Raw genomic sequence first — 20,527 nt, forward strand, 5'->3', positions numbered from 1 at the left:
GCATTGTTTGTCCCGTCGGACTTCAACTTGATTGTAATCAGAGTAAGAGTTCATGTTCCCGATGATCCCCGTCGCGGTTGCGCTTGCGCTGTTGTTTTGCGCCAGTGCAGCGGCGGCTCCCGTTTCTTCCGCCGGTACGACACCGCGAAGTCTCTTGGCGCAGGCCAAAGGTCTTCCGGCGGATTTCGAGGAGCATTTCTTTGATGTGCCTCTGGCTGTCCGGGTAGAGCTCGATCAACAGCCTTTGGGAGAGGCCATGGTGGTGTTGTCTCGCGATGATCGCGTCACTCTGCTCGAATTTACCGACACCAGCGAAAACCGTTTCGGCCCCGCCGAACGGGAAAAATGGGCAAGTTATCTCAAACCGGGTGTGCCGCTGGGCAATTGCACCGGTTCATGTCCGGATCAGGTGCTGGCGGTGCACTACAACCTGGAAAACTCGTTGGTATCAATTCTTACCGAAAACGCTGAACGCGATGTTGAAGCCAAGCGTTATTACGATCAGCCGGATGGCGGCAGTAGCGGTCTGATGGTGCGCAACCAGCTCAATCTCAATGGCGGCCAGGATCAGGATCTGGGGGGGCGCTATGGCCTTGAAGCCAGCGCGAGCCTGGGCAACTGGAGCCAGACGTTCAACATGCAATTGGCCCGCCTCGGCGGTCCCGACGATAAGCTTTATCACGCGGTTCACGAGCTCTACACCCAGCGCGAACTGCAGGGCAGTTTCCTGCGCCTGGGCTATTTCACCCCAAGTTCCGAAGGGCTGACCCGCCAACCTCGTACGTTCGGCACCAGCCCCGATACCGCTGTCGGCGTCATGTACGGCAGCTCTGACAGCCTGGCGATCAGCAGTCCAATGCCCAGCGTCTACCCGATTTATGTCACGGCCAATCGCCAAGGGTCGGTGGAGATCTATCGCGACGGTCTGTTGATCAACACACAGTCAGTGCCCGCGGGCTTGCAAACCCTCGATACCCGGCCGCTGCCGGGTGGCATTTACGAAGTGGAAGTGCGTCTGGTCGAAGATGGCCAGATCACCTCCACTACTCAGGAGTTGGTGTACAAGCCCAACAACTGGCGAAACCTCGACGAGCGCTGGCGCTACAACGTGTTTGCCGGGGAAGAAAGCAAGTTGCTTAGTAACTGGGATCAACAGTCCAGCGGCAGTCCCACGGCAGGGGCCTCGGTCAATTACCTGATGCACCCACGAGTAATTCTCGGGCTATCGGCGCGGCAGATTCGCGAAAAACTGCAATACGGCAGTTCCATCGACTGGACCTTGGCCAATCACATCAGCCTGTATGCCAACGTGTATCAGACCCAGGATCATGGCACCGGTCTCGATCTGCAAAGTCTTTACAACTATGGCTCCGGTAGCCTGGTGTTCAGCCACAACCGCAGCTGGCTGGACACCACTAACCTGTACGAAACCCTGCCAGACGGTACACGGGTGCGCCAACGCAATGTGTTCAAAGGCGAAACCAGCAATTCATCCCTGGCGATCAACCATCGGGTCAGCAGTAAAAGTTCGATCAGCGGACGGGTGTCCCACAGCGAGGGCAACATCAATGGCATCGGTATGGATCTGGGTTGGACCCAGCGCGCTACGTTGTTCGACAGCGATGCGAGTTGGCGTCTGTCGTTATTTGATCGCCCCGGCAGTTTCAGCAGTGGCGACGCACGCAACCGCGGGATCGACCTGAGCCTTAACCTGGCCTTGGGCCCGCCGGGCCAGCAGATCACCGGCAGCATCGGTTCGCGCACGGCCCGTGACGGCAGCCGCGACAACAACGCTTCCCTCGGCTGGCGCAAGGACCTGAAGGATCATGTGCTGCAAAACGTCTCGGTGACCGCGCTCACTGACACCTACGGCGTGGGTGTGTCGAGCCTTGCCAACTTTCGTACCGACGCAGTCAATGGCGACGGTTTCGTCCAGCGTTCGTCCTACAACGGCAACTTCACCGGCGGTCTTAACCTGGACAGCACCCTGGTCGTCGGCGGCGAGCAAATGCTCATGACCAGCCATTACGAAATGCGTGGCGCGGGAATGATTGTCGACGTGGAATCAGACATCGACGACATCACCCTGCGTGCCGACGATTACAGCGGCGGCGGCGCGGCGTTAAAGCCGGGGCGCAATTTCATCCCGATTACCGCGTACCAGAACAGTTCGGTGAGCTTCGATTTTGAAGGCAATCACGTGCCGGCAGCGACCATCCAACCGCCGCGCACGCGCTATCACCTGAACAAGGGTGGGGTCGAATACCGCAAGGTTCGGGTGATGAAAACCATGACGGTGCTCGGGCGACTGGTCGATGGACAGGGGCGGCCGCTCAAGGGCCTTCACGTGATCAACCATGCCAGTCGCGGGGTGACGGAAGTCGACGGCTTCTTCTCGATGGAAATGAACGCCGGCTCGCCGACGCTTGAAGTGCGCCAGGGCAATCAGCTGCTGTGCCAGTTCCGGCTTGATGCCAGCCGTCATCGCAGTGAAAACAATGTGTTGATGATCGGTGACCTGCGGTGCACGCCGGACACCCTGGCGGACGTCGCCTCCAACGAGCAGAAGGCGGGTTGAACCTATGAAGACATCTACGTGCTTTCTTGGATTGTTGGTGGCAATGACGCTGCCTTTGGCAGAGGCGGCGAATCGGGAGATCAGGGCATTGTTCCAGCCGGATCCGTCGCAGCCGAGTAAAAACGTATTTATCAACAAGACGCCGAACAGTGGTTACTGCGCGACCTATCCGGGTCAATGCGCTATCAACAATACGTTCAGTATTCAGCTGCCGATTCGTTTTGAATCAATTCGAGCCATAGAGCCTGATGAAGGTATCCCGTTGAAGGTGCCGGCCAACTGGCGGCAGCTGACCGTCACCCACATGGGAACCCAGGAAACGGAAACCGTCGAAGTGCGCATCATTGGCATTGGCTCCGATTTCATCCTGAGTGATTCAGTCACCAATCTGACCGGAGAGACAGACATACTCGTAGGGCATCAAAAGCTTTGGACCAGCAGCAGTTGGGTCTATGCGCCAGCCCCTTGTCAGTACAGCGGTGTAGGAGCCTACACCCCCGCAACCTATCGATTTTTCTGGAAGGCGCCTGTGGAATCACCTTGCACCAAGGTCGCCGCTTTCAGAATTCCATCCATGTCCTTCAGAACCCTCGATTTTGCCTATGAGCTGCGAACGCCCAACCCCCTGGGTATGTCGAGCGGGCTTTATATCGGGGCATTGCCTTACACCATCGGCCCCGGCGGTGATTTCGACCTGGGGCCGCTGATGATTCCGGACGACGGCAACCTGACCCTGGACTTTGTCCTCGACGTACAGCACACCTTGAAGGTGGATATTCCGCCCGGTGGCAATCGGGTTTTATTGGAACCCCAAGGCGGTTGGCAATCCTGGCTGGAGCACGGGCGTAAACCGACACGAATATCGCGCGATCAGACGTTCAATATCTCCGTGTCGAGCCGCTTCAAGATGAACCTGCAATGCCAATACTCCAGCGGTATCAACTGTGCACTGTGGGAGCCCGCCTCCGGTCACTCGGTACCGTTGGAAGTCAGCGTCACTATGCCTAACGGGATCATGGATGCAGCGGCGCAACCGGTAAATCGTCGTCGTCTGCGTCGCGATGGCATTGGCACCGAGTTGTTTCAGCCTGGCATTTACCTGGATCGCAAACCCGGCACCCTGCATTTCGAAGTGGCCCGCGAGGCCGTTCAGGAAATGCTCTATCCGGGCGTCTCCCGAAGTTATTCAGGCTATGTCACGGTTATCTGGGATTCGGAACTCTGACCTTTCGGGTTGGCCATCTTTTATTTTTTATGAGGTAGAGGGCGATGAAACGTCTGTTGTGGATGTGTGTGCTCTGTGTGTATCCCCTGGTGGTTCAAGCCGGACCACAGATTAACGTTGGCACCGTGTATGACTATCTGGATGCCGATAAAAGTACCTACTTGAAACGGGTGTTCAACAGCGGTGACAGCACCGCTTTCGTCAAGGTCAACGTACTGGAAATCGTCTACGAGGCCGACGGCACGCCGAAGGAAATACCGGTCGAAGCTGCCGCCGACGGCGCCTCGCGCAATGGCATCATGGCCAGCCCGGCTCGACTGATCGTGCCGGCCAAGGGCATGCAGGGTACACGCCTGTTGTACATGGGCGAGCGGGACCGAGAGCGCTATTTTCGCGTGCGTTTTGTCCCGGTGGTGCCAGAAAAGGAAGATGAGTTTCTGGTCAGCAGCGAAGAGCGCGAGGACTACAAGAAAAACCTGTCGGCGGGGGTCAACGTGATGACCGGGTTCGGCACGGTCTTCTTCGTTCGTCCAAAAAATGCCCGTTTCGAGAGCACCATCAGTGACACCGACAATCGCTACGAGTTGCGCAATGACGGCAACACCGTGGTCATCGTCGACGAGTTCAAAAGCTGCGCAATCAGCAATGAAAACGAATGTGGAGCGACCACCAAACACCACGTCATGGCCGGCAAGGCATTTGGCTTCGACAAGGAAAAGGGGCGTGAATACCGTTTCATCCTGATCGAAGGCGACAGTAAAAAAGTCCTGAAGATTGCCAGCCGATAGGCCGGCTTTCCATTGACACAGCGGGTATCGAACATGATCAAGCAATGCGCCGCCGTCGCGCTGACGGCAATGACCGCACTGATGGGTTCTTTGGCATGGGCTGCCCGGGAAGAGCACACCTTCGAGGTGTCTGTGAGCATCCCGACACGCTCGTTCTACCTGATCCCGGCCGAACCGGACTGGATTCACCGACCGCAGCGGTTGAACTGGAACCCCTCGACATCGACCCTGAGCAGTGTCCGCAAGAACTTCGATGTACGGCATGACACCAGCGCCATTGAAGCGCGCCTGGAGGCCGCTCCCTATTTGTCGAACGGCAGGCCGGCTGACGACATTACGTTGCGGGTCAGTTTCAACGGTGTGGAACTGAGTCCGGACCTTTCTCCACGGCTGGTGGTGTCGGCGGCTGACGCGGCGGCAGGCAAGCGGGTGCCGCTGGAAATCGCTCCGGTGATGCCGTCCGGGGGATACCGCCCGGGGGATTACAGCGGCAACGTACTGTTGCTGTTCAATGCCAGGGCGCCGGGTGAGTGAGTGTCGAGGGTGACCGCAAGATATGATCTGAATGAGGCAAACCTTGTGGGAACGAGCCTGCTCGCGAAGAGGCCAGTGCATTCAACAGGTATGTTGACTGATACTCCGTCCTCGCGAGCGGGCTCGCTCCTGCATTGGATTTACGCTTGACCGACTACTGACGGCACACGGGCTTACAGTCCGTGCTTTTTCATCAAGGTACGGGTCAGTCGCCGACCCAGATTCAGCCTTTTGTAGCCCAGATCGCTTACCTTTGCCGAGTAAGCCTGCTCGGTCATCGCTTCGCCGTCAGAGCCGGCACGCGAGTCTTCGAGCAGTTCCATCTGGCGATTGTAGTATCGATCGTTGGCGGCAAGTGCATCGGGATAGGTGTCACGCAGGTACTTATCCCAGAACGCATTCTCGAGCATGCCATTGACCAACCCATCGCCTGCTTCCCTTGAAAGCACGGTTTCATAGGCCCGGTCGATGGCGCTGTCGCTTACGCCTGCAATGTCCCTGTGAAGTATGGTTTCTGACTGCCAGGGCAAATCGAGGCGTTGCGCCAGGTCGGTCTGATAGGCCAGATAAACCTCGACTTCTTCTTCTCTGCTAGGGCGTGTCATTACGTCCGCCCGTGCTATTTCGTTGACTCGGTCCAGGCGCGTGGCCCCTTTGGCGAGCTTCACCAGCTTCACTTCAAGTTCGGCACTGGACGTTGAATAGGAGTACGCCTGGGAGGCAAGTGCCTCGATACCCATGGTATTGAATATCTCGGAGCTGGCATCGGTGCAGTCCTCGGGGTGTTCGGCGATGCCAAACAGTTTTTCGCGTAACGTTGTATCCAGATCCATGGCATCGATCAGGTCCCAGACGCGACGGGACAACTGCTCGCGCGTAGGGCCCCCTGCCTGGTAGTCGGCGGAAGTCGTCAGATGATCGATGATTCTGAAAAAATCTGTGGAGTTCGGTTCAGTCATCAAGTTGTCCCAGGCTTCGGCCCTGTACGTGCCCAATCCCGTTGAGCGACGGCCCCACAGCAACGAATCGTCACTCAGTGGCCATTTGGCCCGTGCATTGTTGGCGAGGGGGGCATAAAGGTTCTGGCGGGGTAATCCCACCGATTGTCGGGAGTCGAAAAACGCCTCGCGATGGGGGGCCAGTAGCTTGGAAGGGGAAAGCCGCGCTCGGGCGAGAATCCATGCCTCATGTGAGCCCGGTGCCGCATCGGGGACTGTCCTGATCGGGTTACTTCGCAGCTCGAGGTAAAAGCCACGGGGCCGATGTTTGTTGAAGAGTCCGTCCGGCCAGGCCTTGATGCCGGTGTTGGCCAGGCTCAGCACCTTCAGGCGCGGCATGCGCTCGACATTCGGCACACGGCCCAGTGGGTTGTGATCAAGCCTGAGGGTTTGCATTCGCGTCAGGTTGCGCAACTGCTCTACCGACGTGGGTGTCAGTTCGATGAGGTTTTCGTCCAGGCGCAGGGTTTCAAGTAAGTGCATCCGGTGCACGCCTTCGGGCAGACGGGTCAGGTTGCAGCGACGGGCGCTGAACCGGCGCAGCATGGTGAAGTCTTTCAACAACCCGCCTGAACCTTGCGAGAACTGCATGCTATCGAGACTCAGCGTGGTGATCTGATCGAGGTATTTCTTGATATCCGGCAGTTTTTTCCACCAGCGCTCAAGGTCGTGACTGAGGAACTCGGTGGACAGGTCCAGTGTGTATCCCCCCTCCAGATGGGTGCTGCGTTCATTGAAAACACGGGGTTTTCTCTGGAAACATTCCAGCAGGCGCTCCGAGATGAACTTGACCGCATCGGGCGCAACGGCAGCCTCGTCGGGCAAGACCGGAGCCATTTGCTGCTTCCACGCATCGAACGTGTTGCGAAGTTCGTTCAGCTCGACGTCAAGCTTGGTCAGCACCTCGACAGGGTCTTTGTCCGCGGGCAGCGAACTGACGAAAGTGGCCACTTCCCGTTTGCTCAGGTGTGGGTACAGATCCTCCACGCGTTGCTCGATGGTCAAGGGGGGCCTGGAAAGTTGCGGGCCGCGCAACAACAGATCGGTGTCCAGTTCCGGCACCGGGCGAATCGCAGGCTCCAGCAGTGCCGTGCGACGGTCTGCCGGCAACTGGGCGTTGGTCTTCAGCCATTGCTTGAAAGCATTCCCCTGACCCGGTGCATAGCCCAGTTCACGACGGGACCGGTCGGGCATGGCGCGCAGGATCGATTCATACAGATCATCGGCCTCGAAGAGTTTGCGTTGGTTGCCATCGTGAACTTCATAGCGGCCATGTTCGTCACGCAGCAGCAACCTGACATTGGCGGCGTCATCCGGACCAACGCTGCAACGCATGGGCCCATCTTGTGTTCCGCCGCGAACTTCGATGCGCAGGTCGCTGTAGGTATCGCTGTACAAACGCAGCACATTGAGGGCCAGCCGTTCGGTGTCGGGGGTCAACCGGTCGTTTTGATACAAGCCCTCAATGGCCCGTGTAGAGCGGGTTTCAAAAGTGCACTCCCGGGCGCGACCCTTGAGGCTCAAGGGGGTGCGTCGCTGCCCGGTCAAGGTGTCGAGTTCGCTTTTTTTTGCATGGGCCACCAATCGCTCGGCGATGGCGGTGGGCAGGTCGGGATACTGGTGCTGCAGTTGCCGAACCCGCGGGTCGTTGCTGGCTTCGCGAAAGCGGTACACATAGTCAGAAATGCCGGCTTTGCGCCCATCGACCAGATCGGCCAGGCGATCGCGCAAGGCCTGGGTCCGCTCCTGTTTCGGTAATCTTGAACCCAGCAACTGCTCGAGCTGTGCCTCATCCAGAAAGTCCACCACGTTGTCCGGCAGCTTGCCCGCCATGACATCCGCCAGGCCAAGGCTCAAGGTCCGCGTTGGCTGCACGCTGCCGTAGGTGCGGGCCATGCCGCTCAAGTCCGAGTGTTCATACACCTTCAAGGCGCAGTCGGACGGCCAGCCCGGCAGTTCGGTGACCAGTTGTTCGAACCAGTAGGATGGCGGGTCCATCGGGCGCCCCGAGCGGACTTGCTGGCTGGCCACACCGACATCTTCGAAGGCCCTGAAGCGTTTCAATGTGTCGTCCAGCAGCAGCGGTGGTGGAGCGTTGTCGACGTGCATACGGCGCAGCGCGTCTTCGTGGGTGCCGCTGATCAGGCGGATGTTTTCCAGTTGCGCCAGGCTCAAGCCCTCGGTGCTGTGGCCGAGACGCTTCATCAAGGTCGGGCTGTCCCAGGTCCGCGGGTTTTCACCCTCATGGGTCCAGGCTCCGCGTCCGTTATGGGCCATTTTTGGCGCATAGGCCTCGGGGCGGGTAGGGTGTTGCAGGCGATCCAGACCGGACTTTTTTTGTACCACGTAATGCCGATCATCCAGTGGCAGGACGTCCTTGCCTTCATGGCGATGCAGGCCGAGTGCGTCGGGTCTGGAGTGTTCTGGCAGCCTCAGGTTTTTGTGCTCGTAAGCTGTTATGTCCGGATGCCACAAACGGCTTTCACCGTTGGGCAACCGAACCGGTTTCATACCGTCGATAAACGCCGAGGCTGCGAGCTGGAACTCGCCGGCGATTTTCGCACCCGCGGCAAAGGCAATCAGTTGCACCACGTCGGACACCACGCTAACGATATGTCCGGCCCCTTCCATCCACAGGCCTTCCGCCAGATCAACCACCCCCTCGATCACATCATGGGTCAACTGATAGGCGGTGTAGACGAGCATGAGTTCGCCCAGTCCCGGCACGAACGGCATGAGTACCATCAAGGCTGCATTGAAAATGTCTGAAACGATTTTCTTGAAGTTCTCCCACCAGGCCCAACGCGCATTGCTGTCCGCGTCGGCAGTCGGCACCGCGATCCCCCGTGCATCATTGAGAATTTTGTTCAGCTGTCGCTGGTAGATCCAGGCCCACAGGGGCCGGGTGATCGGCGGTGCGCTGAATTGCAGGTTTGGACGGTCCACCGGGGTTTCCCGCCATGAGGGGCGCGAATCCGTCGGTTCTTTTGCATGCCATTTGACGATGGTGAGGCGTTGTTCGAGCCCGGCGAAAAAATGACCGCGCTGTTCATGATCGACAAACTGGCTGAAGTACTGACGGTAGCTTTGCTTCGTCGACGCGGACACGCGGTTGTCCCGCAATTGGCGCGTCAGCTCTTTCATGAAATCAATCGAGCTTTCATATTCCTTCAGCGGGTGATCGGGGTCGTGGGGCAGGTAGGCAATCACTTTCTTCGAGCGCTGAATCTGTTCTGGATCGGGACGGATCAGCAAGATGCCGGTCAGGGTAAGGTCCATCATGCCCAGCTCGCAGGCCAGCATGACCTGACCGTCGAGGACCAGGTCTTGCGAGCCGTTGAGTACCTCAATGATCAGGGCATGGGCGCTGCGACTTATGTCCTTGCGCATCCACGCCATGTGCGCTGCGGCCTTGAGCGCGGTCTGCTGGCTTCTCTGGACGTTGAGTTGCAACATCGCCTCAGACACTGGCTCTTTGCTGAGCAGAGTGATTTCCAGGTGCTCCTTGTATTGCGAGCCGATGTCCAGTTCCCGGCACAGCGCCTGAAACTGGCTGACGGTTATTTTTTCCTTGAGCGGCAAAATGTCGAATAAGCCGCGATTGTCGGGTTGGGTGATGAACTCGGAATCCGCTTCATAGGTTTCATTGGATGAAAAGTTATGCAGGGCAGCGTCGAGTAAAGAAACCGTGCGTGAGGTGTAACCTTTTAAAATGTCGATGACATACCACGGTGTTTTTTTGGTTGCGTAAAGTATTAAGTAAGTGTTTTTGACGTCCACTTCCACATTGTACTTTTCGCGCAGTCTTGCCTTGAGCAAGGGTTCGGCGAAGGAATAGACGTCCTTCAGATTGGCCAAAAGCCTGTCGACCGAGGTCTGGGCGCTCCAGGCATTCTTGTTGGCGCTGGCGAGGCGTTCGTGATGGCTGTTCGACGCAGTCGTCATCCAGGGGGCACGGCGTAAAACGGTGTTTCTCAAGGCATCATTTCGCAGCGCTGTCATGTTGGTAAAAACAGGGTCGATGCGTAGTTTTATTAATTCGTAATGTTGCCCTTTATTTGTACTTGTAACTGTCATTGTTCATAGCCTTGAATGTTGTTAGGTGCATCAAGCCTAACAATCGAGACTGAAAATAATAGGTTAAAAGCCTGTTGTTGAATGGCCGCGCTTATAAGGGACTCATTTAATATTGCCATGTATTAAATAAGTAATTACCACCACCCGTTATTCAATTCTGTTTATCCGCTGCGGCTACTTTCGGTGCTTCAACCGGGAGACATCGTGACGCGCTGCCCGGTTGCAAATATGGCGTGAGGATCGGCGCCATGCCCTTGAGCACTTGCACGGGAAGGGCCGAGGTGAACTTGAACGTTTCGGCCGTTTGCCCGGGCACGAATGCAGTCATCGTGCCGAAGTGACGATCGCCGATGTAGAACACGAAGGTCGCGGTGCGGTTAATGGATTTCGAACTCAGAATTCGCCCACCCGAACCGAAGGCTTCGATGCGGTTATCGCCCGTACCGGTTTTGCCGCCCATCGCCAACGGTTTGCCATCCGGCGTGATGAAACTGCCAGAAACACGTTTGGCCGTACCGGCATCGACCACTTGCGACAAGGCTTCGCGCATGGCCGTGGCGACCTCGGAGGGCATGACTCGCTTGCCGGCATCCGGGTCATTGATCAGCTTGGTTTCATACGGCGTATTCGCCGCGAAGTGCAGGCTGTCGATGCGCAGTGTCGGCATGCGTACGCCGTCGTTGAGGATGGTACCGATCAGCTCCGCCAATGCTGCCGGACGGTCGCCGGAACTGCCGATGGCGGTGGCCAGCGACGGCACCAGGTGATCGAACGGATAACCGACTTTCTGCCAGCGCTGGTGAATGTCGAGGAACGCCTCGATCTCCAGAATGGTGCGAATGCGGCTGTCGCGGGCACCCTTATGACGGCTTTTGAACAGCCAACTGTAGACTTCCTGGCGTTCGAACTGGCTGGCTTTGACGATCTGGCTGAACTTGGCGTCGGGGTTGTTCAACAAGTAGCCAATCAACCATAGATCCAGCGGGTGAACCTTGGCGATGAAGCCCTGGTCCGGTAGGTCGTAGGCGCCAGGGCCGTAGCTTTCGTAGAGCCGTTGGAGGCGTTCGTCGGTCAGTTTCTCGGTGAGCTTGGCGCCTGTGAGGTGCGAGCGCACGAACATGTTGAAGCTTTGCTGACTGGCCTGTGGCAACAGATAACGATGCACCGCGGCCATGCGGATCGGGGTCGGGTGCATGCTGTCGAGAAAGGTCTCGAGCCGCGCCTGGGTGTCCTTGTTCTTGTACTTCTTCCAGAACTTCAGCAGGAACGAGGTGCCTTCGCGGTCGGCAAACGAGGCCAGGTATTCCTGACGCCGAGGGTCGCGGTCGTCCTTGAGCAATTCGGCGCTGCTATTGGGGCCTGAATACGTGGTGTAGCGCACCAGGTCACGCATCAGCCGAATGAACGGCAGGTTGATCGACTCACGCAGGGCATCACGCAGGGTAGGGAGGCGGCCGTTGTCTTCTTTGCGAAAGTTAACGAATGAGTGCAGACCGCCACCGGTGAAAAAAGCTTCGCCGGGGCTGGCCGAGTATTTGCGATCCAGCGCCGCGCCGAGCATGGCTGGCAAGTTGCGGTCTTTGTTCTGGATCAGGTAATCGACGGCCCAGCGACTCAGGCGGTCCTGATCAGGGACGTCGACCTTCTTCAGTTCCGGGACGGTCATCGTTGCGTACTTATCGTGGAGCTCGGCGATGATCTGCAAATAGGTGGTCAGCACACGCATCTTGGCGGTGGAGCCCAGTTCCAGCTTACTGCCTTCATTGATATCGAACGGCTGGTCGGTGCTGTCGGTCTGCACCCGCACCCGCGAGCCGTCCGGGGTCAGTTCGAACAGGGTGAAGCTGTAGCGCACTTGGGTGGTACTGGTGGGGGTCAGCAGTCGTTCGCCCATCAAGCCGATCTGCGCCGCAAACACAGGGTCGGCCAGATGCTTCAGGTACTCGGTAGCCTGGGCTTGCAACTCGCCTTGCAGGGTGCTGGTGGCGGAAAGATCAAGGCGATCGAGGTCGTACAGCGGACGGTTGAGCAACCCGCCCAGACGACTGCGTGCCACGCTGATGCCCTTGTTGGTTTCGATCGGCTGAATGGTTGGCTGGGTCTGCCAGTCGCGATAGGTCACTTTGCTGGCCAATGCCGCGGCCGCGAGTGGCGCATCGATCACGCTATTGAGTGCCAGCAGGCGAATGTGGCTGTCGGTGAGTTCGGCCAGTTCATCGTGGCCCTTGGTCAGGTAGTGGGAAGGGCGGCGCTGGGCAATCATCAAAGACAGCATCTCACGCAGGGCCAGACCTTTTTCCGACATGCTTTTCGGATCTGTCTCCTTGCTGGCCAGCCGCTCGTTGGCCTGGTTGAAATCGGCGCCGTACCAGACGCGCAAACCTTCGGCCATGCCATGCACTTCACCGTGGCCCGGTACTGCCGACAGGGGCACGCTGTTGAGGTAATCGCGAATCACGTTCTGCCGGGCTTCGAGGGTCTCCGGTCCGGCCTGATAGGCGCGCACACTGGCAGAAATCATCTGACGGATTTTTTCCGCGCCCGACACGGTCAGGCCATCGGGCGAATGCCGGTACTTCTCAAGTTGCGTTGCCAGGGTACTGCCGCCCGCCGACTGGCCCGGCAGGTGCATTAATTTGGCGACCTGGGACCACGCCGCCATGCCGAACCGAGGCCAATCCACTGCGGGGTTGGCCCGGGGCTGACGTGGATCGAGCAGAAAGCGGTTTTCGATGAACAGCAAACTGTTGACCACCACGGGGGGGATCGCCGCAAAGCTTGAATACAGTTGTTGTGGGTATTTGTACTGGTAAAGCGGTGCAGCACGGCAATCGGTGATCGACAATCCAGCCTGGATTTTCTCCGCGTAGGGCACGAAAAAGCCCTTGTCGGTGTAGTCCATCAACTTTTGGGAAAACCGGGTCTGTGACGCCACAACGTAGTCGCGCTTGATCAGACGCGGCAGGAATTCATCCAGGGAGCTGTAGCCCAGACGCAGGTCGAAAGGACCGGCGCCGGGATAGTGAATGGCATCGCTGGGACCGGGTTTCAGCTCGTAGCTCAGGGTGGCGGCGAATTGGCTGAGTTCCCGGGATTGAAACTTCGACGTGCGCATTTCCTTGGCCGCGGCCAGCCCCAGGACAATCAGTATTATCAGCAACAACAACCAGAACGCCCCCCACCCGTGCTTCGTGCGGCTGCGAGGGGGTTTTTCAGGTATAGGCGCTTCATCCACACGTTCAGTCGGAACCACATTTTTTCTCGGATCGGTTTGCCACAAAACGCCCATAGTCGACTGATCCATTCACGCAGATTGAGAGGACTTGTCTGAAGCTTAGACGGTGGTTGGCCTTGGTGAAAAAATTGTGAATACACAAATATCGATTCCCCCACCATTCCCTTGCCACAATGTGAGAGGAAGGCCCTGAAGGCAGTGTTTAGAGCCAGCAGGCATCCCAGAGCGGGTAATCGCCGATTTTTTCCACCAGTCCTGCACGTAATGGATTTGCGACGATGTATCGAGCGAACGGCAGGAGTTCTTCTCCATCGCGGATTGCCCGGTCGTGATAACCGGTTTGCCAGAAGGCCCCTCGGCGGTTTGACGCTTGGTTAATTGTGAGAGTACTGCGTGATTTGATGGCCTGCATGAGTTGCGCCAAGGTGCGTTGTTCGAGTTGCACCAGCCAATGGAAGTGATCCGGCATGACGACCCAGGCTATCGAGTTGACCCATTCCTGTTCATGAGCTCGCCTGAGTTCGGCGACCAGCAAACGACCCAACCGCCAGTCGGTGAAAATGCAGCAGCGCTGATGAGTAACCGCAGTAATCAGATAGGCCCGCCCCTGTTCTGAACAGCGTCCATGGCGTAACAGATGTGAATTTGGGCGTGGAAGCATTCCTTTGCGTCCTTATTTAAGTATTTGTTCCAATTCACCTTAGCTATCCAATCATTCCCAAGTGGCTGTAACTCCTGAGTGAAATTTCTGAAACTTTTGAAGGAGATTCCTGTGGCGAGGGAGCTTGCTCCCGCTGGGCTGCGAAGCGGCCCTAAACCCTGCAATCGTGATCTGTCTGACAAATATGGGTTACAGGTATTGCGACTGCTGCGCAGTCGAGCGGGAGCAAGCTCCCTCGCCACAAGGATCTCATCAAGCTGTAAGTACTGTTCTAGACGCGTAAAAGGGAAAGTACGGCCTATTCAAGAACATGACGATGCACCATTACCGTGCAATACTCCGCGCCGTTTCATTGGCGAAAAATCCTACGTAAGGCAGGTAATGCCCCTCCGCAAACCGCGCTTTTCCCGAGAGTTCTCGCTGAATGTTGTGGTTTATAGAGTGAAAAACCCTGTAGGAAGCTTTTTATACTGCACGCCCCGCTGATCTTGCAGGTTTTGTCCTACAAGACGGGTTTGCCCACGAAGCAGGCCCGGTTTCAGAAAGCATTGGCTTACCGGTCAGCGCTTCGACACTCGGTGGTCATATCCAATAACAAGACGAGGTTGTACCCCTATGCCAGGCAATCACCTGCCCAATGGCGAGACCGCTCAAGGCGGCCCGCTCAAACGCGAACTCGGCGAACGGCATATTCGCTTGATGGCGCTTGGTGCCTGTATCGGCGTTGGCCTGTTCCTCGGTTCGGCCAAGGCCATCGAGATGGCCGGTCCGGCAATCATGCTTTCTTACATCATCGGCGGTCTGGCGATCCTGGTGATCATGCGCGCCCTCGGCGAAATGGCGGTGCACAACCCGGTCGCCGGCTCCTTCAGCCGTTATGCTCAAGACTACCTCGGCCCATTGGCGGGCTTTCTGACCGGTTGGAACTACTGGTTCCTGTGGCTGGTGACCTGCGTTGCGGAAATCACCGCGGTGGCGGTGTACATGGGCGTCTGGTTCCCCGATGTGCCGCGCTGGATCTGGGCACTCGCCGCGTTGATTAGCATGGGCTCGATCAACCTGATCGCGGTGAAAGCCTTCGGTGAGTTCGAGTTCTGGTTCGCCCTGATCAAGATCGTCACCATCATTGCGATGGTGGTCGGCGGCATCGGCGTGATCGCGTTCGGCTTCGGCAACGACGGCGTGGCGCTGGGGATTTCCAATCTCTGGGCGCACGGCGGCTTCATGCCCAACGGCGTGCAAGGCGTGTTGATGTCCCTGCAAATGGTGATGTTCGCCTACCTCGGCGTCGAGATGATCGGCCTGACCGCCGGTGAAGCGAAGAACCCGCAGAAGACCATTCCCAATGCGATCGGCTCGGTGTTCTGGCGGATTCTGCTGTTCTACGTCGGCGCGCTGTTCGTGATCCTGTCGATCTACCCGTGGAACGAAATCGGCACTCAGGGCAGCCCGTTCGTGATGACCTTCGAGCGCCTGGGTATCAAGACCGCCGCCGGCATCATCAACTTCGTGGTGATCACCGCGGCACTGTCGTCCTGCAACGGCGGCATCTTCAGCACCGGGCGCATGCTGTACAGCCTGGCGCAGAATGGCCAGGCCCCGGCCGGCTTCGCCAAGACCTCGAACAACGGCGTGCCGCGTCGCGCCTTGCTGCTGTCGATCGGTGCCTTGTTGCTGGGTGTGCTGCTCAACTACCTGGTGCCTGAGAAAGTCTTCGTCTGGGTGACGGCGATTGCCACCTTCGGCGCGATCTGGACCTGGGTGATGATCCTGCTGGCCCAGCTCAAGTTCCGCCAAGGCCTGAGCGCCAGCGAACGTGCCGGCCTGAAATACAAGATGTGGCTGTACCCGGTCAGCTCGTACCTGGCGCTAGCGTTTTTGGTGCTGGTGGTCGGCCTGATGGCGTACTTCCCGGACACCCGCGTGGCGCTGTATGTGGGCCCGGCGTTCCTGGTCCTGCTGACAGTGTTGTTCTACGTCTTCAAGCTGCAACCGACCAATGTGTCGCAAGGTGCGGTGCGTTCGGCTTCGTAAGACGTAACGCCTGAAATGAAAAAGCCCCGGTCCATTGGCCGGGGCTTTTTATTGTCTTGCGTGATCCCTGTGGCGAGCGAGCTTGCTCGCGCTGGGGCGCGTAGCGGCCCTAAAAACTTACGACTGCTTCGCAGCCGAGCGCGAGCAAGCTCGCTCGCCACAAAAGCTTGGTGTGCCTCAATTGACTGGCACCGTTTGAATCGGTGCGGTCAGGCGTTTATTGAAATCCAGCCACGCCCCCAGCAGCGCCATCACCCCGGCACCCACCAACGCGGTGAAAACCTGCATGGCAAACACATCGTCGGTCAGGGCGTTGAGCATGTCCGCCAAGGGCGCCAACAGCACGCCGAGGCAGAAAACTTCCAGTGAGTAGCGCCCCATGCGGCAGCATTGCTGCGCCAGCCAGTTTTGCGTCCAGCCGTTGCCGGGCAACAGCCTGGCGGTGACATAGGCCAGCGCCAGGAAGTGCAGCAGACGGACCGGCGACAGATCGGTCTTGCTGATCGGGTACAGCAGATTACTCAGGCTGGCTGGCATCACGGCATCGTGTATTTCCGGCCAGCGCCAGGAGACAGTAATCACGCCGGTCACCACCACGTACACCGCCGCGCTGACAAACAAGGGCTGGCGCAACAGCGGGCGAGTGTCGGGCAACCGTGGCCGTTGCCCGTGAATGGCCATAAAGCCGCCGAGGATAAACAGCAGTTGCCAGGTGACGGGGTTGAAGTACCACACACCGTCCTTGATGGCCGCAAGGTTCCAGCCAAACCGCGGTGCCAGCAGGTACACCGCCAATGACACCGCTACGACCGCCCACGGCTTGCGCACCAGCAACGGCAAAACCAGTGGCAATCCCGCCAGCAGCACGATGTATAGCGGCAGCGGATCCATCAGGTTCGGCTTGAAGCGCAGCAGTAACTCATCCGTCAACGCTTGCTGGGGGTTGGTGATGAAGTGATGCAGGCCCATTTCCTCCACCAGATCGCGGGTTTCCACATGACTGTTGGCGAAGAACACGATGCCCATCAGCATGGCCAGCAGGAAAATATGGACCACGTAGAGCACCCAGGCGCGCCGCAGAATCTTCACGCAGGCGATCAGGTAACCATCGCGCGCAAGGATTTTGCCGTAGGCCAGAACGGCCGCGTAGCCGGCGAGAAACACGAATATTTCTGCGGCGTCGCTGAAACCGACATTGCGCAGGGTGATTTGGCCAAGGGGGTTGTGAGGCACGTGATCCCAAAAAATGAAGATCAGTGCCAGGCCGCGAAAAAAGTCGATTCGGTGATCGCGCTCAAACGTCATGACGGCGGGCTCGTGAACGGGTGTTGAGATAAGGAGTAGCCGAAGGCGCCAAAGGTTGCGCGCCGCACATCGGCGGCGCGCAGGGTGGCGTGATTCGCAGGTAATTGCAAAACCGGGATATTACGGGATGTCTCCTGGTGTTGAGGCCAGACTTAACCGCTGGTCTGAAAGGCTGTCCGACCTGTGATTTCTGACAGTAGACAGGCTCAAAGTTTTATTACAGGTTTGTGTAGTGTTTTAAACGGGAGAGTCACCATGAGGCTCTTGTGGAAAGGATTTTCCAGCTACACGGTGGTCGGGGTCGCCAACACGCTGATCCACTGGCAAATCTTCTTCCTGCTGAGCGTGGGGGCCGGCCTCAGTCAGGCTGTCAGCAACCTGGCAGCCTTCTGCGTTGCCGCCTCGTTTTCCTTCTACATGAACGCGCTGTATACCTTCGATACCAAGGCGTCGGTCGGCGGCTATCTTCTATTCTTGGGGACCATGGGGGCGCTGAGTCTGGGCGTCGGCCATGCAGGCGACGTGTGGAGACTTCACGGCCTGCTGACGGTGGCTATTTTTTCGGCATTGAGCCTGGTGCTCGGCTTTCTGTTTTCAAAGTACGTGGTCTTTCGCGAGCGTAACGCATGAAAGTCTCGTTGATCGTTCCGGTATTCAATGAAGAACAGGCGATCAGCCTGTTTTATCAGGCCGTGCGTCGCGAGTTGAAGCTCGACCAGGCTGAGGTCGAAATCGTGTTCATCAACGATGGCAGTTCCGACCGGACGGCTGAGGAGGTCAAGGCCCTGGCGCAGGCCGATGAACAAGTATTGTTGATCAACTTCTCGCGCAACTTCGGCAAGGAACCGGCGTTGTTCGCCGGCCTGGAATATGCCACCGGCGATGCAGTGATTCCCATGGATGTCGATTTGCAGGACCCGATCAGCGTCATCCCTCGGTTGATTGGCGAATGGCAAAAAGGCGCGGATGTGGTGCTCGCCAAACGCCGGGATCGCACCGCCGATGGGTACCTGAAACGCCATAGCGCGTCGCTGTTCTACCGTGTGCTGAACCGGATCGCTTACACCCGCATCGAAGAAAACGTCGGGGATTTCCGGCTGATGGATCGCAAAGTGGTCAACGTGATTCGCGCACTTCCCGAGCACCAGTTGTTCATGAAGGGCGTGCTGTCATGGGCCGGGTTCACCACCGTGGTAGTGGAGTACGAGCGAGCCGAGCGAGTGGCGGGCACCAGCAAGTTTAATGGCTGGAAGCTCTGGAACCTGGCGCTGGAAGGCGTGACCTCGTTCAGTACGGTGCCGTTGCGCTTGTGGACTTACGTCGGCGGCGGCATTTCGATTTTCGCGGTGCTCTACGCGGTGTACATGGTGCTGGACAAGATTTTCTTCGGCAACAGCGTCCCCGGTTACCCGTCGTTGATGACCGCGATTCTGTTTCTCGGCGGCGTACAGCTGATCGGCATCGGTATCCTCGGTGAGTACATCGGCCGCATCTACATCGAAGCCAAACATCGGCCACGCTATATCGTCAAAGACGTCGTCGGCGGCAAAGACCGGCTCGGGATTTAGCATGGGCAGGTTCAGCGACTTTTTCAGCAAGGAACTCGGGCGTCGGCAGGTCTGGTTGTTTTTTCTGTTGGCGACCTTTGTGTATGTGGTGCCGCTGATCCTCGCGGACTATCCGTATATCGATGACAACTGGCGATCGTTGTCGGCCGCGACCGGTTCGGCCTGGGCGGAGCAGGGACGGTTATTCACCGAGCTGTTCTACAACGCGCTGACCTTCAGCAATGCCGCACCGAACATCTTTCCGTTGCCGCTGTTGATCGCCACGCTGGCCATGGCCGCGGCGTTGACGAGTTTGACGTTTCATTACTACCCGCAACCGACGATTGCTTGCTGCCTGGTGCTGTTGCCGCTCTGGTACAACCCGTTCTTTCTGCAAAACCTGTCTTACCAATACGACGGGCCCGCCATGGCTTTGAGCGTGGTGGCGGTCATCTATGCGATCACCTTCCGTCATCCCTCGCGGATCGTTCATTGGCTGGTGCCTTCGTTCCTGATTGCGCTGGCGTTGGGGCTCTATCAGGTGAGCCTCAATGTGTTTCTGGGCCTGTGTTGCCTGGAATTGCTCAGGAGCGCGAACGACAAGCTGGCCTGGCCGCAGTGGTGCGAGTTGATCGGCTGGAAAATATCGCAGACCATCCTGGGCTGGCTGATTTACAGCGTCAGTGCTTATCCGTTCATGAGTGGAAATCGCACCTTGTTGTTGAACTGGACGGCGCAGCCCCTGCTGCAACTTCAAATCAACATCGCCCGGGTGCTGGAAAAAGTCGTGCTGCTGTTTCACGGCGGATTTGCCTGGGTGTTCGCCGCACTGCTGCTGTGTGCCATTGCCGGCAGTGTCCGGCTGGGGCTGAACGTATTGGAACGTCAGGACACAGGGCTGAAGAAAATTATGATCGGCCTGGTGTGTTTACTGACATTGCTGGTCGTGACGCTGCTGGTGTCGGGTGTCGCGCTGTTGTTCCGAGACTTCAATGAAGGCGCCAGGACCCTGATGGGCTTCGCGGTCCTGTTGGTGCTGTTGTTCTATTTGAGCCATCTGGCGCTGGCACGAATCCACCAGCGGTTGCCGCTGTTGTTGGTGGTTCCACTGCTGGCGATGCTTTCGCTGTCGTATGCCTATGGGCGCGTGCTGACCGTGCAGAAAGCCTTCGCGTCCAGCGCGTTGTTAAGTCTTGAACACGACATCGCGTCGAATCGACAGCTGCTCGAAGCCAAGCGCATTTACATGTCAGTGACCTATTCCGATCACTGGCTGCTGGGGGCGGCGGGCTCGTTCAAGCAGATGCCGGTGTTGCACTATCTGCTGAACATCGACTTTTTCATGCTGGCCGAGAACCTGCCGAAAGTGGGGATCACCAACGTCGTTGCGGAGAAGGAGCGACGTAACGCGACGAGGGTGGGTTATCAGGGTTATCCACCGGTACTGGAGAGCCAGTACTACCGGATTTATCTGCTCGGCGATTACGGTTTTATTGTCATGAAAGAACCGGCCCCGATTAAGACGCTTTACTGGTGAAGCGCGAT

12 protein-coding genes are annotated in these 20,527 nt (G+C 57.8%); 8 read left to right on the top strand and 4 right to left on the bottom strand.

What is annotated here, in order from left to right; genetic code table 11:
- Window positions 1-52: 52 nt before the first annotated feature.
- From ACA079_RS05210 to ACA079_RS05225, 4 genes are read left to right on the top strand one after another with little or no spacing between them, the layout of a single operon-like run.
- Window positions 53-2,578, top strand: a complete 2,526-nt coding sequence (locus tag ACA079_RS05210; protein ID WP_497702797.1) for a CS1-pili formation C-terminal domain-containing protein — start codon at window positions 53-55, stop codon at window positions 2,576-2,578.
- A 4-nt stretch (window positions 2,579-2,582) separates the two neighbouring features.
- Entirely contained in the window at window positions 2,583-3,803 is a 1,221-nt protein-coding gene (locus ACA079_RS05215; protein WP_497702798.1) for a hypothetical protein, read from the top strand.
- Window positions 3,804-3,847: 44 nt separating this feature from the next.
- Complete coding sequence (locus ACA079_RS05220; RefSeq protein ID WP_497702799.1) at window positions 3,848-4,591, top strand: molecular chaperone; 744 nt, start codon at window positions 3,848-3,850, stop codon at window positions 4,589-4,591.
- Between the two features lie 33 nt (window positions 4,592-4,624).
- The gene (locus tag ACA079_RS05225) at window positions 4,625-5,125 is read left to right on the top strand and encodes a CS1 type fimbrial major subunit (RefSeq protein ID WP_497702800.1); all 501 of its coding nucleotides are present in this window, start codon (window positions 4,625-4,627) and stop codon (window positions 5,123-5,125) included.
- A 173-nt stretch (window positions 5,126-5,298) separates the two neighbouring features.
- On the opposite strand, the gene ACA079_RS05230 is transcribed toward ACA079_RS05225, so the two are convergent.
- The 3 genes from ACA079_RS05230 to ACA079_RS05240 all read right to left on the bottom strand — a co-directional run bounded on the left by ACA079_RS05230 (window position 5,299) and on the right by ACA079_RS05240 (window position 14,096).
- Entirely contained in the window at window positions 5,299-10,068 is a 4,770-nt protein-coding gene (locus ACA079_RS05230; RefSeq protein WP_497702801.1) for an NEL-type E3 ubiquitin ligase domain-containing protein, read from the bottom strand.
- Between the two features lie 283 nt (window positions 10,069-10,351).
- Window positions 10,352-13,489 (bottom strand): transglycosylase domain-containing protein, encoded by a 3,138-nt coding sequence (locus ACA079_RS05235; RefSeq protein WP_497702802.1) that lies wholly within the window; start codon window positions 13,487-13,489, stop codon window positions 10,352-10,354.
- Between the two features lie 148 nt (window positions 13,490-13,637).
- Window positions 13,638-14,096 carry an REP-associated tyrosine transposase gene (locus ACA079_RS05240; RefSeq protein ID WP_497702803.1) on the bottom strand — a complete coding sequence of 153 codons (459 nt, stop codon included), beginning with the start codon at window positions 14,094-14,096 and terminating at the stop codon, window positions 13,638-13,640.
- Window positions 14,097-14,711: 615 nt separating this feature from the next.
- On the opposite strand from ACA079_RS05240, the gene ACA079_RS05245 reads away from it, so the two are divergent.
- Window positions 14,712-16,130, top strand: a complete 1,419-nt coding sequence (locus ACA079_RS05245; RefSeq protein WP_046054651.1) for an amino acid permease — start codon at window positions 14,712-14,714, stop codon at window positions 16,128-16,130.
- Window positions 16,131-16,307: 177 nt separating this feature from the next.
- Here the strand turns inward: ACA079_RS05245 and ACA079_RS05250 are convergent, their stop codons facing one another.
- Window positions 16,308-17,435, bottom strand: a complete 1,128-nt coding sequence (locus ACA079_RS05250; protein WP_497702804.1) for an OpgC family protein — start codon at window positions 17,433-17,435, stop codon at window positions 16,308-16,310.
- A 255-nt stretch (window positions 17,436-17,690) separates the two neighbouring features.
- Between ACA079_RS05250 and ACA079_RS05255 the strand changes: the two genes are divergently transcribed.
- Genes ACA079_RS05255 through ACA079_RS05265 form a run of 3 tightly spaced genes read left to right on the top strand, consistent with a single transcriptional unit; the run spans window position 17,691 to window position 20,519 of the window.
- Window positions 17,691-18,065 (top strand): GtrA family protein, encoded by a 375-nt coding sequence (locus ACA079_RS05255; protein WP_497702805.1) that lies wholly within the window; start codon window positions 17,691-17,693, stop codon window positions 18,063-18,065.
- Window positions 18,062-19,003: a glycosyltransferase family 2 protein gene (locus ACA079_RS05260; protein ID WP_497702806.1), complete on the top strand. Its 942-nt coding sequence runs from the start codon at window positions 18,062-18,064 to the stop codon at window positions 19,001-19,003. The genes ACA079_RS05255 and ACA079_RS05260 overlap by 4 nt, the downstream gene beginning before the upstream one ends.
- Window position 19,004: 1 nt before the next feature.
- The gene (locus ACA079_RS05265) at window positions 19,005-20,519 is read left to right on the top strand and encodes a glucosyltransferase domain-containing protein (protein WP_497702807.1); all 1,515 of its coding nucleotides are present in this window, start codon (window positions 19,005-19,007) and stop codon (window positions 20,517-20,519) included.
- Window positions 20,520-20,527: the final 8 nt, after the last annotated feature.

This window comes from Pseudomonas sp. LBUM1645 (assembly GCF_059716185.1).